Genomic DNA, 16,386 nt, shown 5'->3' on the forward strand with positions numbered 1-16,386 from the left:
AAATCGAAGAGAGTTAAATTACAGGTGTAGATGAGTCAGCGAGTATCCAAAACAGGGATGTTTTGGTTAAGCCCACAGGGATGTGCTCGTGGCGTCTCGCTTAATCATCTGCACATCAGCATGCTGCAGGCAATAAGTTCAAATGAAGCTACGTTATAAATCAAGCTAAACCAATATCAAGTAAGCTGAGTTAATTAATACCTCAAACTCACTTTTGTCCAAAAGTGAGTTAGAGCGCTTAGTTACAAACAAGGTTGAATCGAAGATAACTAAACGACAGGTGCAATCGCGGCTGTGACCATCGAGAACATGGATGTTTTCGCAGAGCGCCCATGGATGGGTTTACAGCGTGTCACAGAAGTGATTTCACTTGGGGATCACCACTGGGCAAGCATGCGTTCGGGCATTTCTAAACAATATACCTTTGGAACAACAAGAACCCGTTCAGGTGTGGCGGCGGGACTTGAACCGGTGTCCATAAAAAATCCCCGTTGGCATTGCTGCCTGCGGGGATTTTTTGTTAATCAGCCTAAAGCTGATTAATGGTCACTTACATGTGATTTACTATGTTCTGCTCAATCGTTATTAGCTTTGTTTTTTAACAAACTTTGATTTCAGCATCATTTGGCCATTGCCATCGACTTTACAATCGATGTCGTGGTCGCCATCGACAAGGTGGTTAATCACGGCTTTGGTGCCAACTTTAAGCACTAGCGATGAGCCTTTGACTTTAAGATCTTTGATTAAGGTGACTTTGTCGCCTTCTGCTAATAAGTTGCCGTTGGCATCTTTTAAAATTATAGCGTCTGGATCAACCACTTCTTCATTTGGGTTCCATTCATTAGCACATTCTGGGCAAATTAATAATGTACCGTCTGAATAAGCGTACGGAGACTCACATTTTGGGCATGGCGGGATTACATCACTCATATCTTTACTCTCTGTGTTCTTGGCAGTTGTCGAACATGTTAATAGCGCTAATACGCAGTTCGACAGGCTTTATCGATTGGCGTGAGATAGAAAAGTATCTACCCTGCCGAATATTGTAATGGCATTATAATGCTATTATCACAAGTTGACTACCCTAGGCAGTGCAGCAACCGAATTAACTTAACGATAGTGTAGACCAACGTTAGCTTTTCACTTGTGGATTGGGACGACTTTGGCTATCACTAAAACTCACATCGTGCTTTTGCAGATATTCACGAATAAGCTGACGAGTGACTTGTGATGGCGTGAGATCTTGAGCGGCACACAGCTGCTCAAATGCCTGCTTTTTTAACGGGTCCATTAATACGGTAAAACGTGCAGTTTTATTTTCCACTGTGGGCGAGCCTTTAATGACAACATGATAATTTGATTGTAATGCAGTGTGTTGATAAAGGCCATATTCTGTATTGGTTATTTACGCTGAAATTCATTCGAACTCAGGCGTCATTAGGTTGATTTACCTAAATGAGCCTTAACTCGAATGTTTATGGTTTAAGCAATACTCGCTATACGCGGTAACAATGTATTAAAGCACGGTCTGGACGATACATCATCTAGCAGGCAATCTTGCACTACCTGGCGCAACATCGTGGCTTGTGACGTATCTGGGTTATCGATGAGGTTTAGCATATCATCGACCAAATAACCAAACGCCCTAACCTCAATCGCTTGGATTAACTGCCGCCGCTGTGGGGTAAATTGTTTTAAATTTGATGCCGCGCCAAAATCGCCAAATAATACATAATCGTCTTGGTTTATCATGATGTTGTGGGCATAAAGATCACCATGGCTAATGCCATTTTGATGTAAATGAGCCAAAATATCAGCCATTTGGCTAGCAATATAAGTAATGCGCTGCCAAGTAAATACCGTTTGCGGCTCAAAAGTGTCGCGGCTACAGGTTTGCAACGACGGTGGTAAACCTAAATTGCCGAAGCTTGGCGGAATAAGTTGCATCACTAAGCCCAGTTGATCGGGCTGATTAATTTGTGCCACCACATTAATTAAATTAGGGTGTTCACCCGCGGTTAGGCAGCAATCAAGCTCATCTGCTGGATAACCGTCACTGGTGATCATACCTTTAAACAGCTTAATGGCGATATCTACGTCGCTGCTAAAGTGGCTAATGTTTGAGTTTCCTGCATGGTGACCTGCTTGATAAATTAGCCCAGATGCACCCTGACCGAGCAACTGACCTAAGCTAAATTGGCGTAATGGCACGGTGGGAACTCGAGTATTGTCGCAATGTTCAACATGACTAAATGCATTACCCGCAAAAGCCAGCCAGGCTAAGTTAGGTAATTGAAATAACCACTCAGGTAAATCGGTAAGCTGGTTTGCAGATAAACGAATAAGTGCCAATTGATGGCAATTTGCCATGCTAGCGGGTAGCGAGGTGAGCCTATTACCTGCTAGTGCCAGCTTCTCGAGGCGATAACATTGACCTAAACTGTCAGGCAACTGCTCTATCTGGTTGTCGGTTAAGATTAACCAGCGGGTTTGTTTTGGAATGGCACTGTCTGGCACGCTGCGGATTTGATTGGCTTTAAAACCTATCATCTCTAAATTAGGACATTGACCTAATACTGCTGGCAGATGATCAAATAGGTTATTAGACAAAAATAGGATTTTAAGTTGATGCAAGTCGGCAAAGTTAGCCGGCAATGACGACAATTGGTTGTTGCTAAGATCAAGTACTTCTAAGGTATCGGCTAGCTCAAACAAGTTAACCGGAAACTCAGTGAGTTGTGCTGCGATATTGACCCGTTGATAACCCAGTAACAAACCATCGTTTAATTGTTGCAGTGTTTGCATCATGCATCTCTTTGCCTAAAATTGCCGACATAGTAATAGACAGCACTCACTGAGACAAATTTCTGACAAAAAAAAGACCACAGCAAAAGCAGTGGCCAAGACGGAAACTAAAAAACACAAATTGGGGTTGATAATTTTAGCGCCACTTCTCACACATAAAATAGCTGTTAGAAGTGGATTCCTACAAAATACGTTTAACTAACCTCTACTGAAGTTAATAACGCAAAAAACAACAAACAAAAAACAAAAACAAGGTTAAATCAATTCAGCTAACATAGCGCCGTCGTAGCTGACTAATTCAACGCCATCACGTATTTTTGCTACGTAATCAGGATTGGCAATAAATGGACGACCAATAGCCAGTAAATCAAACTTGTTCTCGCTAATCGCTGTGCTACCCGTTTCAGCAGTGTAGCTACCCACACCCACTAACGTACCGGTATAAACACTGCGCATATAAGCCGATATACTGCCACCTAAGTAATCAAACTGCATTGAGTCGTCAAAAATACCACCATGTAAAAAGGCTAAATTTCGTTTCGCCAACTCAGGTAATAAATAGTCAAAAACATCACGGTCGCGAGGATCTGCTGCCATATTGAAATAGGCGCCAGGAGAGACTCGAAGAGCGGTGCGATCTGCGCCAATTCTGGCAACCACAGCATCAACCACTTCTAAGGCAAAGCGAGACATGTTTTCTGGTGTTTGACCGTATTCGTCTACACGACGGTTGTTATCATAGTGTAAGAATTGGTCAATTAAATAGCCATTTGCACCATGAATTTCGACACCATCAAAGCCAGCATCAATTGCGTTTGCAGCGGCTTGGGAATAATCAGCTACTAATTGCTTAATATCGTCTACCGTGGCGGCCTTTGGGGTTTGATAAACCAATTCGCGCATTCTAGGCACAGTGCCTTCCACGACTTGTGCTGAAGAAGATAATACATCGCCACCACCAAAAAAGTGCGGGTGTGCAACACGGCCGGTATGCCAAAGCTGAGCAAAGATTTTACCGTTATTTTTGTGTACGGCATCGGTAACGACACGCCAGCCATCAATTTGAGCCGGGGTAAATAAACCTGGGGTATTTGGGTAGCCCTGGCCATCTGGACGAATAATTGTCGCTTCGCTGATAATAAGACCCGCTTCAGCTCGGCGTGCATAATAATCGGCAATCATCTGTGTCGGCACAAGGTCATCATCTGCCATACAACGCGTTAATGGTGCCATTAAAATCTTGTTTGATAATGTTAGGGTGTCGTTAAGTTTGTAAGGGGTAAATAAACTCGCCGTCATGTGATAATCTCCTTTCTTGAATATGCGTTCAAGATTAATCTTATTTGAATACACATTCAAGTAATTTTTGAATAGTCGAGCTATTTTAGTTAGACTAAACCGAAATGAGTTATCACGCTTTGTTGTTACCAGAAGTGACAGAATATGAGACATGCTGAATTTGATAGAGAAAAAGTATTAAGAGCAGCCATGAGTGCTTTTACGGTGAACGGTTATGCCAAAACCAGCATGCAGGATCTTACCAAAGCCACTGGCTTACATCCTGGGTCAATTTATTGTGCGTTTGACAATAAAAAAGGCTTACTGCTTGCAGCCATAGGTCAATATCAACAAGACAGAGGCCAGCAATTTCAGCAACTGTTTACTGATGAAAACTCGATAATAGACAACTTACGTCGATACTTGGATAGCATTTTACAGGAATGCTTAAGTTGCGATGCTAGCCAATCATGTTTATTAACTAAAACACTCAGTGAAATGGGCGAGCAAGATGACGATATTCGCCAAATGTCGGCCCAATGTTTAGCCACTTGGCATGGCTCATTAGTGCAAGTATTCGAACAAGTAAAAGCAAAAAAATTAATTCCTGCCGACAGCGACTGTGATTTTTTAGCCCAATATATGATGATGGGAATATATGGGATGCGCACCATCGCTCATACCAATCCTAGCAAAACGCTATTGCAGGCGTTAGCGGATAAACTGCTCGATGATTTACTACGATGTGATTAGCATTATTATTTCATGCTAAACAACATAAAACGTGCATAAAAAACACCAAAAAAGCATAAAAAAAAGACACACTCGGTGTCTTCTTGGTTATGTTAGCTTGATGACTACTATCTTTAGCTCACGACACGTTGTGAAAAAACACGTTCACCCAATGAGTTAAGTATTTTGCACTCGCCTTCTAATACCGCAATAATCGATTTACCTCGGCGAAACGACTCAGGGATAATTACGCGTCCACTGTGACTGACTTGCAGATCGGTCATCACAGCATTATGCATTTCTAAGCCAACAGGGGCTTCGTAATACAAAATAGTCACTGTCGGATTTGAAGTTTGACCTTCGGCAGATACAGATTTCATATTCGGACTCTCATTTCAACATACTGATTCAGTGTAGAAATGATATTGATAATGTCACTTATCAACACATCTCAGAGTAAAATGGATGAACCAATAGACTCTTTGTACTGAATTCATCCAGGGAGAGAAGTCCTTTCTCATTATTTTTATATTTTGGTTTTAAACAACCTTTTACAATTAAATCGTATTTTAGATTTATTATCGATGGTAGGCGTTTAAACATGAACTTAACACATTTGATGTGTAAATATGAATAGTGATAGCCTAAAAGTATGACGTGCTAGATCTAAATTCTATAATACCTATCGGGTTATCAAGCCTATTTATGTGAAATTTAGAACCAGCACCTAAACAGCACAACTTATTCCTGCTAGAATCGGTGACAATTTTTAGCCTTAAACATTTAATAAAACGAGATTAAGATGGGCAGAGCATATCAAAATAAAAAAGAGGACATGGCGAAAACCGCTGGCCAAAAGACACGTATTTACTCACGTTATGGTAAAGAGATTTATATTTGCGCTAAAGGTGGCGTTGACCCAGAGGGCAACTTAGCCCTACGTAGCTTGATCGCCCGCGCGAAGAAAGATCAAGTTCCGGCACACGTTATTGAACGTGCCATTGAAAAAGCACGTGGTGGTGGTGGTGAAGATTATGATACCGCCCGCTATGAAGGTTTTGGTCCTGGCGGATGTATGGTTATTGTTGACTGTTTAACTGACAACAGTAACCGCACATTTACTCAAGTTCGCCAAGCGTTTGTTAAAAATGATGCCAAGCTGGGCGGCCCTGGTACTGTTGGCCATATGTTCGAACATCAAGCAGTATTTGTGTTTGATGGTGATGATGATGAAGCCATTTTAGAACTGCTTATGATGGCTGACGTCGACGTTGCCGATGTAGAACTAGAAGATGGTATCATCAGCGTATTTGCGCCAGTATCAGAGTTTAATAATGCCCGCACTGTGTTAATTGAAGCCTTTCCTAAGATTGACTTTAAGGTAGAAAACTTAGCCTTTGTGCCACAAACCATGACTGAACTGACTGGTGAAGATATTGAAAATTTTGATAAGTTCTTAGCGGCTCTTGATGATTGTGATGACGTGCAACACGTGTATCACAATGCTGAGATTGATGAAGAATAAATCAAACTAGAACGAGAGACTATAAAAGCCTAGGAACTAGATCGCTTCGCTGCTAGATGCTATAAAATCTAAAGCATAGAGCCTAGTACGCTAGGCGGCTAGATCCTATAACAGAGATGACAAGCGCTGACAGTCGATGGCAAACCAAGAGCCTAGAACGCTGCTAGTACGCTACGCGGCTAGAGACTATAAAATCTTGGTAGCTAGCGATAACGAGCGATGACATCCGATAACAAGCCAAGTGCTAGACCGTTCTATCCGTGAGCGTAGCGTTCGCTTGTTATCGTTTCCTAGCAGGACGCAGTCCGCCCTAGCAGCGAAGCGATACTAGCAGGACGCAGTCCGCCCTAGCATCTAGCCTTCTTACCTTTACCGAATCAAACAAAAAAACGCAGCTTAAGCTGCGTTTTTTGGCGTCGTTTAATAAACGATTTTGGTTAGCGTAAGTCCATTTCTTGAACTTTTTCGTAGGCGATTTCAGGCGCAGTGACATCTGGTTTTTCATGTAAATCTGCTTTTAATTGGCCTTTACGATGCTTTAGTGCCGCATCTAATTTTCTAGCGGCGCTCGTAATAGCCGGATACATGACTAAATCAGTACCTTTAGCTGCAATGCTAGTTCCTTCATAGTTAGTTCTAATTTCAACATCATACTCACCATGCTCTTTAGCAATGATGATATCTAGCGAGATAAGCGTGGGAAAATGGTTAGCTATTTTAGCGAATTTTTCATCTACGTGTTGTTTGACAGTATCCGTAACATCAACATGGTGACCAGAAAGATTTATTTTCATAGATTGTCCTTAAAAGAATTTACTTGCCAAATTTATCGCGTGTTACAACTGCATGCTGACATAAATAGGCTTGTTGTACAAATGCAGGCTGACATATTTAGACATGGGACATGAGCTTTGTGTCACAAGTACTCAAGTCTACAAAGTGTTTTATATCTACTTGTGAACTTCAACTACTATGCCATTAATAAAAGTTGATTAAAACGTGCATGGGGTATATCAAACTGACCTAACCCTTACTTGATTAAACACCAGATTACTGATTAAGTATAGACACAATTTAGTGACAAAGGTTGCAACTTTTGGGTTGTTTACACAAGTGATTACAAACCAAACAAATAATTACTAAAAGCAGTTGTTTTATAAACAACTATACATTTTTTGCCTGTTAAGGCTTATATAAATGAAACCGAATTAATCATTAGAAAGGATAATTATGGCCACTAATCAACTCCAAATCGATATTATTTCAGACGTAATGTGCCCTTGGTGTATTGTCGGCTACCGTCGTCTTGAACAAGCACTAAGTCAATTTAATGATTTAGAGGTTAAAATACAGTGGCATCCGTTTGAACTTAACCCCACGATGGGGCCAGAAGGTCAACACTTAGGCGAACACATTGCTGAGAAATACGGTTCAACACCGGAGCAAAGTGCTCAAAATCGTCAACGATTAACCCAAATGGGTGCTGATTTAGGCTTTGAATTTAATTTTTCTGATTCATCACGCATTTACAACACGCTACTTGCCCACCAGCTGCTGTATTGGGCTGCAGAGTCAGGTAAGCAAACCGAATTAAAACTGGCTTTATTTAGCAGCTACTTTACTCAGCAGCAGAATCCCGATGACATTGAAGTCTTAATTAATATTGCCACGCAGGTTGGCTTAGATGCCGATGAAGCTAGAGTTGTACTCAGCGACAAGCGCTATGAAAAAGCCGTTAAAGAAGCAGAGCAACTTTGGATCAGTCGCGGGATTCAAGCTGTGCCAGTTATAGTGTTTAATCAGCAATATCTAGTGTCTGGGGCACAAGAACCCGCCACTATTGCTGAATTGATCACCAAGCTGACCACCGAAGAAGCTTAATTGGTTTACCTCACCTCAACTCGGGTTAAAAAATGGGGAGAATAAGCTAACATCGGAATAATTGATTATCTCAGTTTAAAACCCAAACTGAGTTTAGTGAGCCTCAGTGGGCAACTCATGGCGTTCACATAGACTGATTTATCTTTATAGCCCTATTTAAAGCCAAACTGTGGCTAAATAAACAAAACCAGCGCAAGCTGGTTTTTGTTTATTTAAAGAGATAGGCGTAGCCTCTTTGCCCTCGGTTTTAAAATTCGTGATATCAAACCGAACAGTAGCTTGCCTGTAGTGAATAGATGCCATTTTTATATCTGTTTTCTCGAGCGAGTCCATGGACATTCAGCTACGCTTGGTGTTGAATCAACAGATGTTAGTTATCGTTTAAGTCAGCATCTATAAACGGTATGTTAAATCGTTATAAATACCACTATTAGGTGGTTTTGGGAGTACAAAATGAGCTTTAAATTAACGGTGAATTGGCAATCTTCACCAAGTGAAGACGGTGAATTTAATCGCGACCATGAGGTGAAATTTGGCAGTGGACAAACGATCCAAGCCTCGTCGGCATCAGAATACAAAGGCAATGCAGACAAAGTTAACCCAGAAGAAAGCTTACTAGCAGCTTTGTCGTCGTGCCACATGTTGACCTTTTTAGCGATTGCCCATTTAAAGCGACTGCCAGTGACCCATTATGTTGATAATGCCACCGCTGATTTAGGTAAAAATGATGCCGGTAAAGTCGCCGTGGTCAAAATGACGCTTGAACCCAAAGTCACTTTTGCTGAAGGGATTGAAGTAGACCAAGAGACATTGGCAAAAATTCATGCCAAGGCCCATGCAAACTGCTTTATTGCCAATTCATTAGCGTGTGTAGTTGAGATAAAATAGCGCAAGCGTAATGGTTGCAATAGCTTCATATGCCCGCGCAACATAAGTACATTGAACCCATATCTACAAAAACCCCAAGTAATCACTTGGGGTTTTGTCAATAAGCTAATCATTATCGCGGTTTTATATCCGCAGCCGGCCCTATTTTAGGTAAAGGCTGACCTTGTAAAGGGTTGATCGGTTGTTGTACTAACTCATCTTTTAAATAGCTAATCGCCGCATTCAGCTGAGCGTCTTTACCGTTAAAAGTCGCATAAGGTAAATTATCAACCTCAATGTCGGGGTCAACCCCATGACCTTCGACGATCCAACGCCCATCAATGGCATATTGTGGATATTCTGCCACCCTCGCCATGCCATTATCGGTCACCGAATTACGCCCCGATAACCACACGCCAGCGCCGGCAGTTTGTTTACCAATAATCGGCGCGATGCTTAATGCTTTGATCCCAGCGGAAAAGGTTTCACCATCTGAGTAAGTCATTTGATCAGCCAACACCACTAAGTGACCTCTGAACGTTTGCTGCATATTGGCATTGGTGCTGCCGTGTGTTGGCTGCCAAAATGCCCATGCACGGCGCAATAGCTTTTCAATAATCCAACTGTCAATGTTGCCACCGCGATTTCGGCGCACATCAATAATTAACCCGTCTTTGTCGTAATTGGTATAAAACTCGCGGGCAAAACTTTCTACATCACCAGAGCCCATGGCATACAAATGTAAATAGCCAATGTTGCCATTGGAGGCTTTGGCGACTTTGTCGCCATTATGCTCTACCCAGTCCAGATAACGTAGTTTGGCATCGGTGCCAATATCGTGCGGCGTCACTACGGTATTAATGGCCGTTTTACCCCGCATCAGTCCCAGTAGCACTTGTTTATTGCCTTGGTTACGCAGCAATTGAGTCACATCGGCAATATTAGTCACTTTTTTACCGTTAATGGCGCGAATAATATCCTCTTCTTGGGCATCCACTTCAATACGCGCCAGCGGTGATGCAGACAATGGCAATTCGGCATCGGTTTGATAAATATGGCTAATAAGCACACCTTTATCGGTTTGAGTCAGCCTAGCACCTAATGCAGCTGCTTTGGCAGCATCCGCGTCTTGGGTAATATCACCGCCGCGCACTTGTGAATGTAACGAGTTAAGCTCGCCCATCATTTGCATAAAAATATCATTGAGCTCGTTGCGATCGGTTAACCTATCAACCAAAGGTTGGTACTTGGTTTTGGCGGCTTGCCAATCTACCCCACGCATTTTAGGGTCAAAAAACGAGTCACGGTGCATTAGCCATGCATCTTCAAAGATCTGCTGCCATTCTTGCGGTGGTGATATACTCAATTGCCATTGATCTGTACTGACTTTCGCTCGCGATACATCGCTTGGCAGTTTGTCGCCCGCATCCACAATCATGATGTTTTTAGGATCTGATTGCTTACGCAGCATTAATTTACTGCCATCTTTTGATAACGAATATTGGCCCACATCCTCGCTAAAGGTATCGACTTTAAGGTTTAGCGGATCAAACTTAATCAGTTTTAGCTCGCTGCTTTGTTCATTGCCATCAAGTAAATACAGTTTGTCTTTTGCCGCCGTTAAGCTTTGGTAATTACCCGCATCAACAGGCACTTGCCATAGGCGTTGGTTTAATCCATCCCAATCCACCTTGGTTCTACCGCCCATTTCCTGCTCTTTATCCGTTTTTTTAGCCTCTTTTTTGACAGTCAGTTCCGTTGGTTTTGCAAATGGGAATGACGCTTTAGCATCTAACGCTAAAGCAAATATTTGGGTCCGTTTGTCAAAAATAGGCCCCATATTGCGGTCGCCCCATGGCGAGCCAGGATTGGCTTTAAATTCGCGATTAGACAAGAAATACAACCATTTACCGTCGTGGCTAAAACTCGGTGAAAACGACTCGTATTTGTCTGTGGTTAAGGTTTGTGCTTTTGACTCGTTAATTGAATACAACACGATTTGTGGCCGCTGTTTACCAATTTCAGCTTTTGTCAGGGCAATAAACCGACTGTCACCAGACCATTTAATGTCTTGATAAGGACCAAGGCCTTCGCCATTTTTGATGATTTTCTGGTTATTGTCGCGAGTTAAATCCAGTAACCACACGTTGCCCATGTAATCGTCGGAGACCAAATAACGTCCATTAGGTGATAACGACAAGCTGGTACGCAAGGTGTTGCCATCTTTGGTTAACTGTTTGGCCCCAGCAGAGCCGTCTGCAGGATATTGCCAAATTTCTTGCTCTCCCGATGCATCGCTAATGCCATAAACCCATTTACCATCATCACTAAGCAGTGCATCGCGCACGCGGCTATTGGCTGATGAGTCTATTTGCACTAAGCGGCGGCCATCATTACTGGCAATAGCCACATGGCTACGGGCAGTAATTACCACGTTGTCGCCTTGATGGGCAAAGACGGTTGAGGTGGCGAAATCCATTGGGTCGTTAACCCATTGCTCGCGGCGATGGGCAAAGTCACTGGTGAGTTCGATATTTAACCTTGATTGGGCAAGATCGGCTAAGTTTAACAACTTGATATCGGCGCCCTGCTGGAACACAATGCGGCCATTATTAAGCTGGGCATCGCGCACCTGCCAATCGGTATATTGAGTGTGTTGTTTACTATCTTTGCCATCTAGGGTCATCGACCAAATATTGTCATTACCAGACTTATCACTGACAAAATAGACCCGTTGATTCCATAACATCGGCTGCTTAACAGAACCCTCATGGGCACTGGTTAACTGCTGTGCTTCTTGTTTACTACCCAGCTTATAACGCCAAATTTCACCTTTAGCGCCGCCGCGATAGACTTTGACATTATCGCCACTGACTTGCAGACCAAATTGAGTAAAGTAAACATACTCACCTTTGTCATCAATAGTGCCTTCTACGGCGTCAGCTAAGGGTAAGTCTGTGATGGTTAACGTTTGCGGGTTAACGGTTTTTAACACCCAAAAATTAGCGGGCCCAAAGGCATTGTCGGTGGAATATAACACCTCTCCTGATGCGGTCCAGCCTTGCAGGCGCACCCGGCTGTTTTCAAAACTTACCCGCTTAGCCACTCCGCCCTGAATAGGCATCACATACACTTCGGTTGCGCCTTCATAATTGGCGGTGTAAGCCACCCACTTGCCGTCTTTTGAAATAGTTGCGTCCATTTCTTCGGCGGCCAAACTGGTTAAGCGACTGGCTTTAGTTTGGTTGAGTTGGGTTATCCACAGATCGCCTTCGGCGGTAAACACTAAGGTTTGATCGTGCAATGCTGGGGCGCGGTAATAGCCTTGATTTGAGGCATTAGCCACGACTATTGATGAGCAAGCTAAAGTACCTAAAACCAACATACAATGCACAACGGAGCGACGAAGTTTCATGGTGAGGAGCGTCCTTATAAAGTCGATATCTAGAGTTAAATCAATATCAATTAACGTATTATATTTATCCGTTCACATTATCAGAGTTGTGGCTAATTTTGCAGCAAAAATATGTAACGAACCACAATTTGAAATAATAAACAGCTCAGCAGTAATTCAATTTGAGATAATAAACGGCTAAGCAGTGATCGCTTAGCCGTTAGTGTTTTAATGTCTCGTATTTCCCTTACTGCGAAGTCAGTTGCAGTACAATTTTATGGTATTGCTCATAAAGTGGGTGGGACGGATCAGATAGCTCAGGGAAGCGTTGATCTATGGTGATCATATAACGTTCAGCCTGAATCAGTTTATTGTCGGCCATTAGTGCTTGTAACCGAGCCAAGGCGACATCAGCAGTATCTAATTGAATGTCCCCTTTTAACGATCCATTAAATGACTGTTTCACTTGTAGTCCCTCCTTGGCATGGCTGCTTGAGTGCAGTTCTAGTACTTTCTTTTGTCCTTCTTCATTTACTTTGGCAGGTGTTGGCGCCGCACTCATTACCGCGGATGATTTATCTGCCATTTGAGATTCAACTGTTCCGTTGTTATCAGATGCTTCACTCATTGCTTCACGATTAACACGTTCGTTATTCATTGGCGCTGAACTCATCGATAATCCCTGAACGGCAATTGATTCTGCTGCTGCGGCATCTTCAACTGGTGACTCAGTTAGTTTAGGCACGTCCGATGTCGATTTGGCCTGCTTAAATGATGACTGCTGAGCAGGTACGCCTTGTTCAATATCAATTCCAACTTGTTTTTGCAGGCTTGGGGTTAACATAAACAATCCCGCCACCAGCAATACCGACGCCGCGCTTGAAAACACCCATGCATTGCGTTGCCACATTGATTTTTTAGGTGAACTGACTTTAGATACATTCGCATCCGAACGCGCTTTGGTTAATATGGCCTCATCCAGTTCAGCCGATGGTTGTTCCAGTGGTTTCTGGTGATAAGCATCTTTGATTTCTGTTTGTAATGCAGTGAACTCTGCATCATGATCTAATTGTTTATTCATAATGTTGTCTCCTGCCTTTGGGTAGCAATACATTGCTTAATACTCTGATAAGCATAACGAATACGGCTTTTGGTGGCTTCTAAGGTGACGTTGGCGATGTCGCTGATCATCGCAGCGGTCATGCCCATTTCGATGTTGAGTAAAAAAGCCTCTTTTTGCACTGGCGGCAGTTTGGCAATGCAATTTTTCATCATCTCAACTTGTTGCTGTTGCTGTACTTGTGGCTCAGGCGAGGCTTGATCATCTGCTTGTAGGCTATCCATGGTTTCACCTTCACCAAGCGGTGTCACCTTGTCGAGCGGCTTAACAGCACGCACATGGTCAATCAATAAGTTATGGGCAATTTTATATAACCAAGTGGTGAATTTGGCCGTGACTTGATATTGCCTCGCCGCATTAATCACCTTACCCCAGGTGTCTTGATACAAATCTTCGGCTAATTGTTGGTTATGTAATTGGTGAACAAAATAACGATACAAAGGCCCTTTGTGTTTAAGGTACAAGGCCTCGAACGCGCGGACGTCACCCGCTTGGTAGTCGAGCATCAGTTGCTCGTCACTTCCCACTTGGGGAATTAACGGCTCATCCTTAGGGTATATTGATGTTTGCACCATTTTATCCTTTTTGTGACGCATTTATTGGCTAACCGAACGAGTGTCTGGCTCAGTAATCATAAGCTGTCTCTCGAGTACACTTGCGGTTTTTAGCATTTGCACAAACTCATGGCGATAACCAAATCGGTCTTGGCCCATTGCAGACTGAGCAAGTACAATTAACTTAGCATAATCAGTATCGTGGACATAATTATTATGATTAAGCAATTGCCCAAACCCCGCGACTGCGGCGGCAAAGCGGAAATCATCGCTGGCTTGATGCAAATGAGTCAGCTGCTGATCGCGGCTAATGGGATAAGCGATTAATTGACTGTTTTGCTCGCCAATCGCTTTATAACGCAGCTTTAAATAAGCCACTTCATTTGCAATGTGTTGATGAACTTTAGCTTCATCAATTTGCGTCGATTCTGTGACAGCATAACGCAGCGGATCCACTAAACGATTTTGGCTATCGTTATAACGTATCTCGTACAGCGCGGTGACGGTATGACCCGCACCAATCTCGCCTGCATCAATAGCGTCGTTATTAAAGTCACTACGATTTAACAACCGGTTTTCGTAACCAATAAGTCGATACTCAGACACCACCGCCGGGTTAAATTCAATTTGCACTTTGACATCGTGGGCAATAGTTAACAGTGTGGCACTGAGTTGATCAACTAGCACTTTTCGCGCTTCATTTAAGGTATCGATAAACGCATATTGACCGTTAGCTTTATTTGATAATTGTTCCAGCAAATGGTCATTATAACTGGCAGTAGCAGAACCCAGACCAAAGCCAAGCGTAGATAAACCAATACCACTTTTACTTTGACTGGTGACAAAATCAACCAATTGCTGATGATCTGTCATCCCCAAGTTAAAGTCACCGTCGGTGGCCAAAATAACTCGGTTACTGCCGTTTTCGATAAAGTGCTTTTGCGCTAATTGATACGCTAACTGAATACCTTGGCTACCATTAGTGCCACCTTGTGCAGTTAACTGACTAAGGGCTGTTTTAATGGCGGTAAAGTCATTACCTGCAACACCGTCAAGCACCACACCGCTGGCACCGGCGTACACCACTATCGATACTTTATCTTGCGCCGATAATTGCTGACTCAGCATCAGCATGGCTTGTTTCAATAAAGGCAATTTATCAGCAGACGACATAGAGCCTGACACATCAAGCAGTAGCACTAAATTACTTGCACCAAGCTGGTCTGCTGCAACATCAAAACCTTTAATGCCAATGCGCAATAACTGAGTATCAGCATTATACGGTGAGGGTGCTAATTCAGTATTAACGCTAAAGGGCTGCTCAGTGGTTGTCGGTACTGGGTAGTCATAACTAAAGTAGTTCACTAACTCTTCTACCCTAACGGTATTCTTAACCGGCAGTTGGCCTTGATTGATTAATCTGCGGGTGGTGCTGTAACTGCCAGTATCAACATCGATTGAAAACGTCGATACCGGCGTTTCACCGGCAACCATATTGCCGTTTTGTACTAGCGACTCAAATTTGTCATTAGCATTAGGTGCTAATAACAAGCTGCGATCGCTTGCGCTGACATGCTGAGGACTCACAATACGCTGCGCCATTGACGCTGCCATGACTTTAGCGCTGCGATGCACCTCCTTTGATCCTTGGTATGCATCAGCCTGTGGCTCAGATGCCATCACTAAACCTGCTACCTCAGATAACTCGGGACGCGCTTGTGCAGAGAAATCCGTTTTACTCGCGGATTGAATTTTAGAAGCGGGCTGACTTTGTTTCGCACTGTCTTTGGACTCTTGCGCACAACCACTGACAATAATCGCGCTAATGACTATGGCTAATGCACTGCGAGTGAGTTGCTTATTGACATCGTTCATGGTTTTTCCCTCATCTATCGACTTGTTATTCATATTGGTTACGTCAACAAAGTGACCTTGCATACAGCTAATAACGAGCGAAATAGGTAAAAGGGTTACAAAAAGAATTCTTTACTCCATTATTCATCAATGTTCGATACGAACTTGTGGTGAATATAAAATGTGTTTAAGTAGTTTTCGTATTTAGAAACTGAGTGTTAGCCTCAAGAAACACTGAAATGCAGCCAACAGAGCACGGCTTATGCTATTATTTAGCACCTTTTTTATCGCCTTAATATTGACGTTAATCGCCCGCGGTTCCTACTGAGCGAATTAGCCAAATATACTAATAGAATAAGTACGTTAAGGAGTTAAC

The 16,386-nt window shown here is 42.9% G+C and carries 15 protein-coding genes; 5 read left to right on the forward strand and 10 right to left on the reverse strand.

The window, feature by feature from the left end:
- Window positions 1-294: 294 nt before the first annotated feature.
- The gene (locus AAEZ00_RS18210) at window positions 295-543 is read left to right on the forward strand and encodes a hypothetical protein (RefSeq protein ID WP_124012008.1); all 249 of its coding nucleotides are present in this window, start codon (window positions 295-297) and stop codon (window positions 541-543) included.
- Between the two features lie 42 nt (window positions 544-585).
- Here the strand turns inward: AAEZ00_RS18210 and AAEZ00_RS18215 are convergent, their stop codons facing one another.
- The 4 genes from AAEZ00_RS18215 to AAEZ00_RS18230 form a co-directional block, all read right to left on the reverse strand.
- On the reverse strand, window positions 586-930 hold the full coding sequence (locus AAEZ00_RS18215) for a zinc ribbon domain-containing protein YjdM (protein WP_101032423.1): 345 nt from the start codon (window positions 928-930) through the stop codon (window positions 586-588).
- 202 nt (window positions 931-1,132) lie between these two features.
- On the reverse strand, window positions 1,133-1,324 hold the full coding sequence (locus AAEZ00_RS18220; RefSeq protein WP_124012009.1) for a ribbon-helix-helix protein: 192 nt from the start codon (window positions 1,322-1,324) through the stop codon (window positions 1,133-1,135).
- A gap of 158 nt (window positions 1,325-1,482) precedes the next feature.
- The gene (locus tag AAEZ00_RS18225) at window positions 1,483-2,805 is read right to left on the reverse strand and encodes a leucine-rich repeat-containing protein kinase family protein (protein WP_164839586.1); all 1,323 of its coding nucleotides are present in this window, start codon (window positions 2,803-2,805) and stop codon (window positions 1,483-1,485) included.
- A gap of 255 nt (window positions 2,806-3,060) precedes the next feature.
- Complete coding sequence (locus tag AAEZ00_RS18230) at window positions 3,061-4,104, reverse strand: alkene reductase (protein ID WP_124012011.1); 1,044 nt, start codon at window positions 4,102-4,104, stop codon at window positions 3,061-3,063.
- Window positions 4,105-4,248: 144 nt separating this feature from the next.
- On the opposite strand from AAEZ00_RS18230, the gene AAEZ00_RS18235 reads away from it, so the two are divergent.
- The gene (locus AAEZ00_RS18235; RefSeq protein ID WP_124012012.1) at window positions 4,249-4,836 is read left to right on the forward strand and encodes a TetR/AcrR family transcriptional regulator; all 588 of its coding nucleotides are present in this window, start codon (window positions 4,249-4,251) and stop codon (window positions 4,834-4,836) included.
- A gap of 113 nt (window positions 4,837-4,949) precedes the next feature.
- On the opposite strand, the gene AAEZ00_RS18240 is transcribed toward AAEZ00_RS18235, so the two are convergent.
- Complete coding sequence (locus tag AAEZ00_RS18240; RefSeq protein ID WP_124012013.1) at window positions 4,950-5,195, reverse strand: TIGR02922 family protein; 246 nt, start codon at window positions 5,193-5,195, stop codon at window positions 4,950-4,952.
- A 422-nt stretch (window positions 5,196-5,617) separates the two neighbouring features.
- Here AAEZ00_RS18240 and AAEZ00_RS18245 point away from each other — a divergent pair, with 422 nt between their 5' ends.
- Window positions 5,618-6,340: a YebC/PmpR family DNA-binding transcriptional regulator gene (locus tag AAEZ00_RS18245; RefSeq protein WP_351075368.1), complete on the forward strand. Its 723-nt coding sequence runs from the start codon at window positions 5,618-5,620 to the stop codon at window positions 6,338-6,340.
- 437 nt (window positions 6,341-6,777) lie between these two features.
- Here the strand turns inward: AAEZ00_RS18245 and hpf are convergent, their stop codons facing one another.
- Window positions 6,778-7,134, reverse strand: a complete 357-nt coding sequence (gene hpf, locus AAEZ00_RS18250; RefSeq protein ID WP_124012015.1) for a ribosome hibernation-promoting factor, HPF/YfiA family — start codon at window positions 7,132-7,134, stop codon at window positions 6,778-6,780.
- Between the two features lie 436 nt (window positions 7,135-7,570).
- On the opposite strand from hpf, the gene AAEZ00_RS18255 reads away from it, so the two are divergent.
- Both AAEZ00_RS18255 and AAEZ00_RS18260 read left to right on the forward strand, forming a co-directional pair.
- A complete protein-coding gene (locus tag AAEZ00_RS18255; protein WP_351075369.1) occupies window positions 7,571-8,221 on the forward strand; it encodes a DsbA family oxidoreductase in 651 nt (216 codons plus the stop codon).
- Between the two features lie 453 nt (window positions 8,222-8,674).
- The gene (locus AAEZ00_RS18260) at window positions 8,675-9,109 is read left to right on the forward strand and encodes an OsmC family protein (protein ID WP_124012017.1); all 435 of its coding nucleotides are present in this window, start codon (window positions 8,675-8,677) and stop codon (window positions 9,107-9,109) included.
- 112 nt (window positions 9,110-9,221) lie between these two features.
- Here the strand turns inward: AAEZ00_RS18260 and AAEZ00_RS18265 are convergent, their stop codons facing one another.
- The 4 genes from AAEZ00_RS18265 to AAEZ00_RS18280 all read right to left on the reverse strand — a co-directional run bounded on the left by AAEZ00_RS18265 (window position 9,222) and on the right by AAEZ00_RS18280 (window position 16,031).
- Window positions 9,222-12,503, reverse strand: coding sequence for a S41 family peptidase (locus AAEZ00_RS18265; RefSeq protein ID WP_124012018.1), 3,282 nt, complete (start codon window positions 12,501-12,503; stop codon window positions 9,222-9,224).
- Between the two features lie 226 nt (window positions 12,504-12,729).
- A complete protein-coding gene (locus AAEZ00_RS18270; protein ID WP_124012019.1) occupies window positions 12,730-13,563 on the reverse strand; it encodes a hypothetical protein in 834 nt (277 codons plus the stop codon).
- Window positions 13,560-14,177, reverse strand: coding sequence for a sigma-70 family RNA polymerase sigma factor (locus tag AAEZ00_RS18275; RefSeq protein ID WP_351089349.1), 618 nt, complete (start codon window positions 14,175-14,177; stop codon window positions 13,560-13,562). Before AAEZ00_RS18275 ends, AAEZ00_RS18270 begins: the two co-directional genes overlap by 4 nt.
- Window positions 14,178-14,198: 21 nt before the next feature.
- Complete coding sequence (locus tag AAEZ00_RS18280) at window positions 14,199-16,031, reverse strand: vWA domain-containing protein (RefSeq protein WP_351089351.1); 1,833 nt, start codon at window positions 16,029-16,031, stop codon at window positions 14,199-14,201.
- Window positions 16,032-16,386 lie beyond the last annotated feature (355 nt).

The sequence above is a fragment of the Shewanella sp. S1-49-MNA-CIBAN-0167 genome (assembly GCF_040310145.1).
Lineage (GTDB): Bacteria > Pseudomonadota > Gammaproteobacteria > Enterobacterales > Shewanellaceae > Shewanella > Shewanella psychromarinicola.

Excerpts from the sequence above, each read along its gene's own strand:
- AAEZ00_RS18215 (WP_101032423.1), bottom strand. The coding sequence starts at position 930 with ATGAGTGATGTAATCCCGCCATGCCCAAAATGTGAGTCTCCGTACGCT.
- AAEZ00_RS18225 (WP_164839586.1), bottom strand. The coding sequence starts at position 2,805 with ATGCAAACACTGCAACAATTAAACGATGGTTTGTTACTGGGTTATCAA.
- AAEZ00_RS18275 (WP_351089349.1), bottom strand. The coding sequence starts at position 14,177 with ATGGTGCAAACATCAATATACCCTAAGGATGAGCCGTTAATTCCCCAA.
- AAEZ00_RS18235 (WP_124012012.1), top strand. The coding sequence starts at position 4,249 with ATGAGACATGCTGAATTTGATAGAGAAAAAGTATTAAGAGCAGCCATG.
- AAEZ00_RS18260 (WP_124012017.1), top strand. The coding sequence starts at position 8,675 with ATGAGCTTTAAATTAACGGTGAATTGGCAATCTTCACCAAGTGAAGAC.
- AAEZ00_RS18265 (WP_124012018.1), bottom strand. The coding sequence starts at position 12,503 with ATGAAACTTCGTCGCTCCGTTGTGCATTGTATGTTGGTTTTAGGTACT.
- hpf (WP_124012015.1), bottom strand. The coding sequence starts at position 7,134 with ATGAAAATAAATCTTTCTGGTCACCATGTTGATGTTACGGATACTGTC.
- AAEZ00_RS18280 (WP_351089351.1), bottom strand. The coding sequence starts at position 16,031 with ATGAACGATGTCAATAAGCAACTCACTCGCAGTGCATTAGCCATAGTC.
- AAEZ00_RS18245 (WP_351075368.1), top strand. The coding sequence starts at position 5,618 with ATGGGCAGAGCATATCAAAATAAAAAAGAGGACATGGCGAAAACCGCT.
- AAEZ00_RS18240 (WP_124012013.1), bottom strand. The coding sequence starts at position 5,195 with ATGAAATCTGTATCTGCCGAAGGTCAAACTTCAAATCCGACAGTGACT.
- AAEZ00_RS18255 (WP_351075369.1), top strand. The coding sequence starts at position 7,571 with ATGGCCACTAATCAACTCCAAATCGATATTATTTCAGACGTAATGTGC.
- AAEZ00_RS18230 (WP_124012011.1), bottom strand. The coding sequence starts at position 4,104 with ATGACGGCGAGTTTATTTACCCCTTACAAACTTAACGACACCCTAACA.
- AAEZ00_RS18270 (WP_124012019.1), bottom strand. The coding sequence starts at position 13,563 with ATGAATAAACAATTAGATCATGATGCAGAGTTCACTGCATTACAAACA.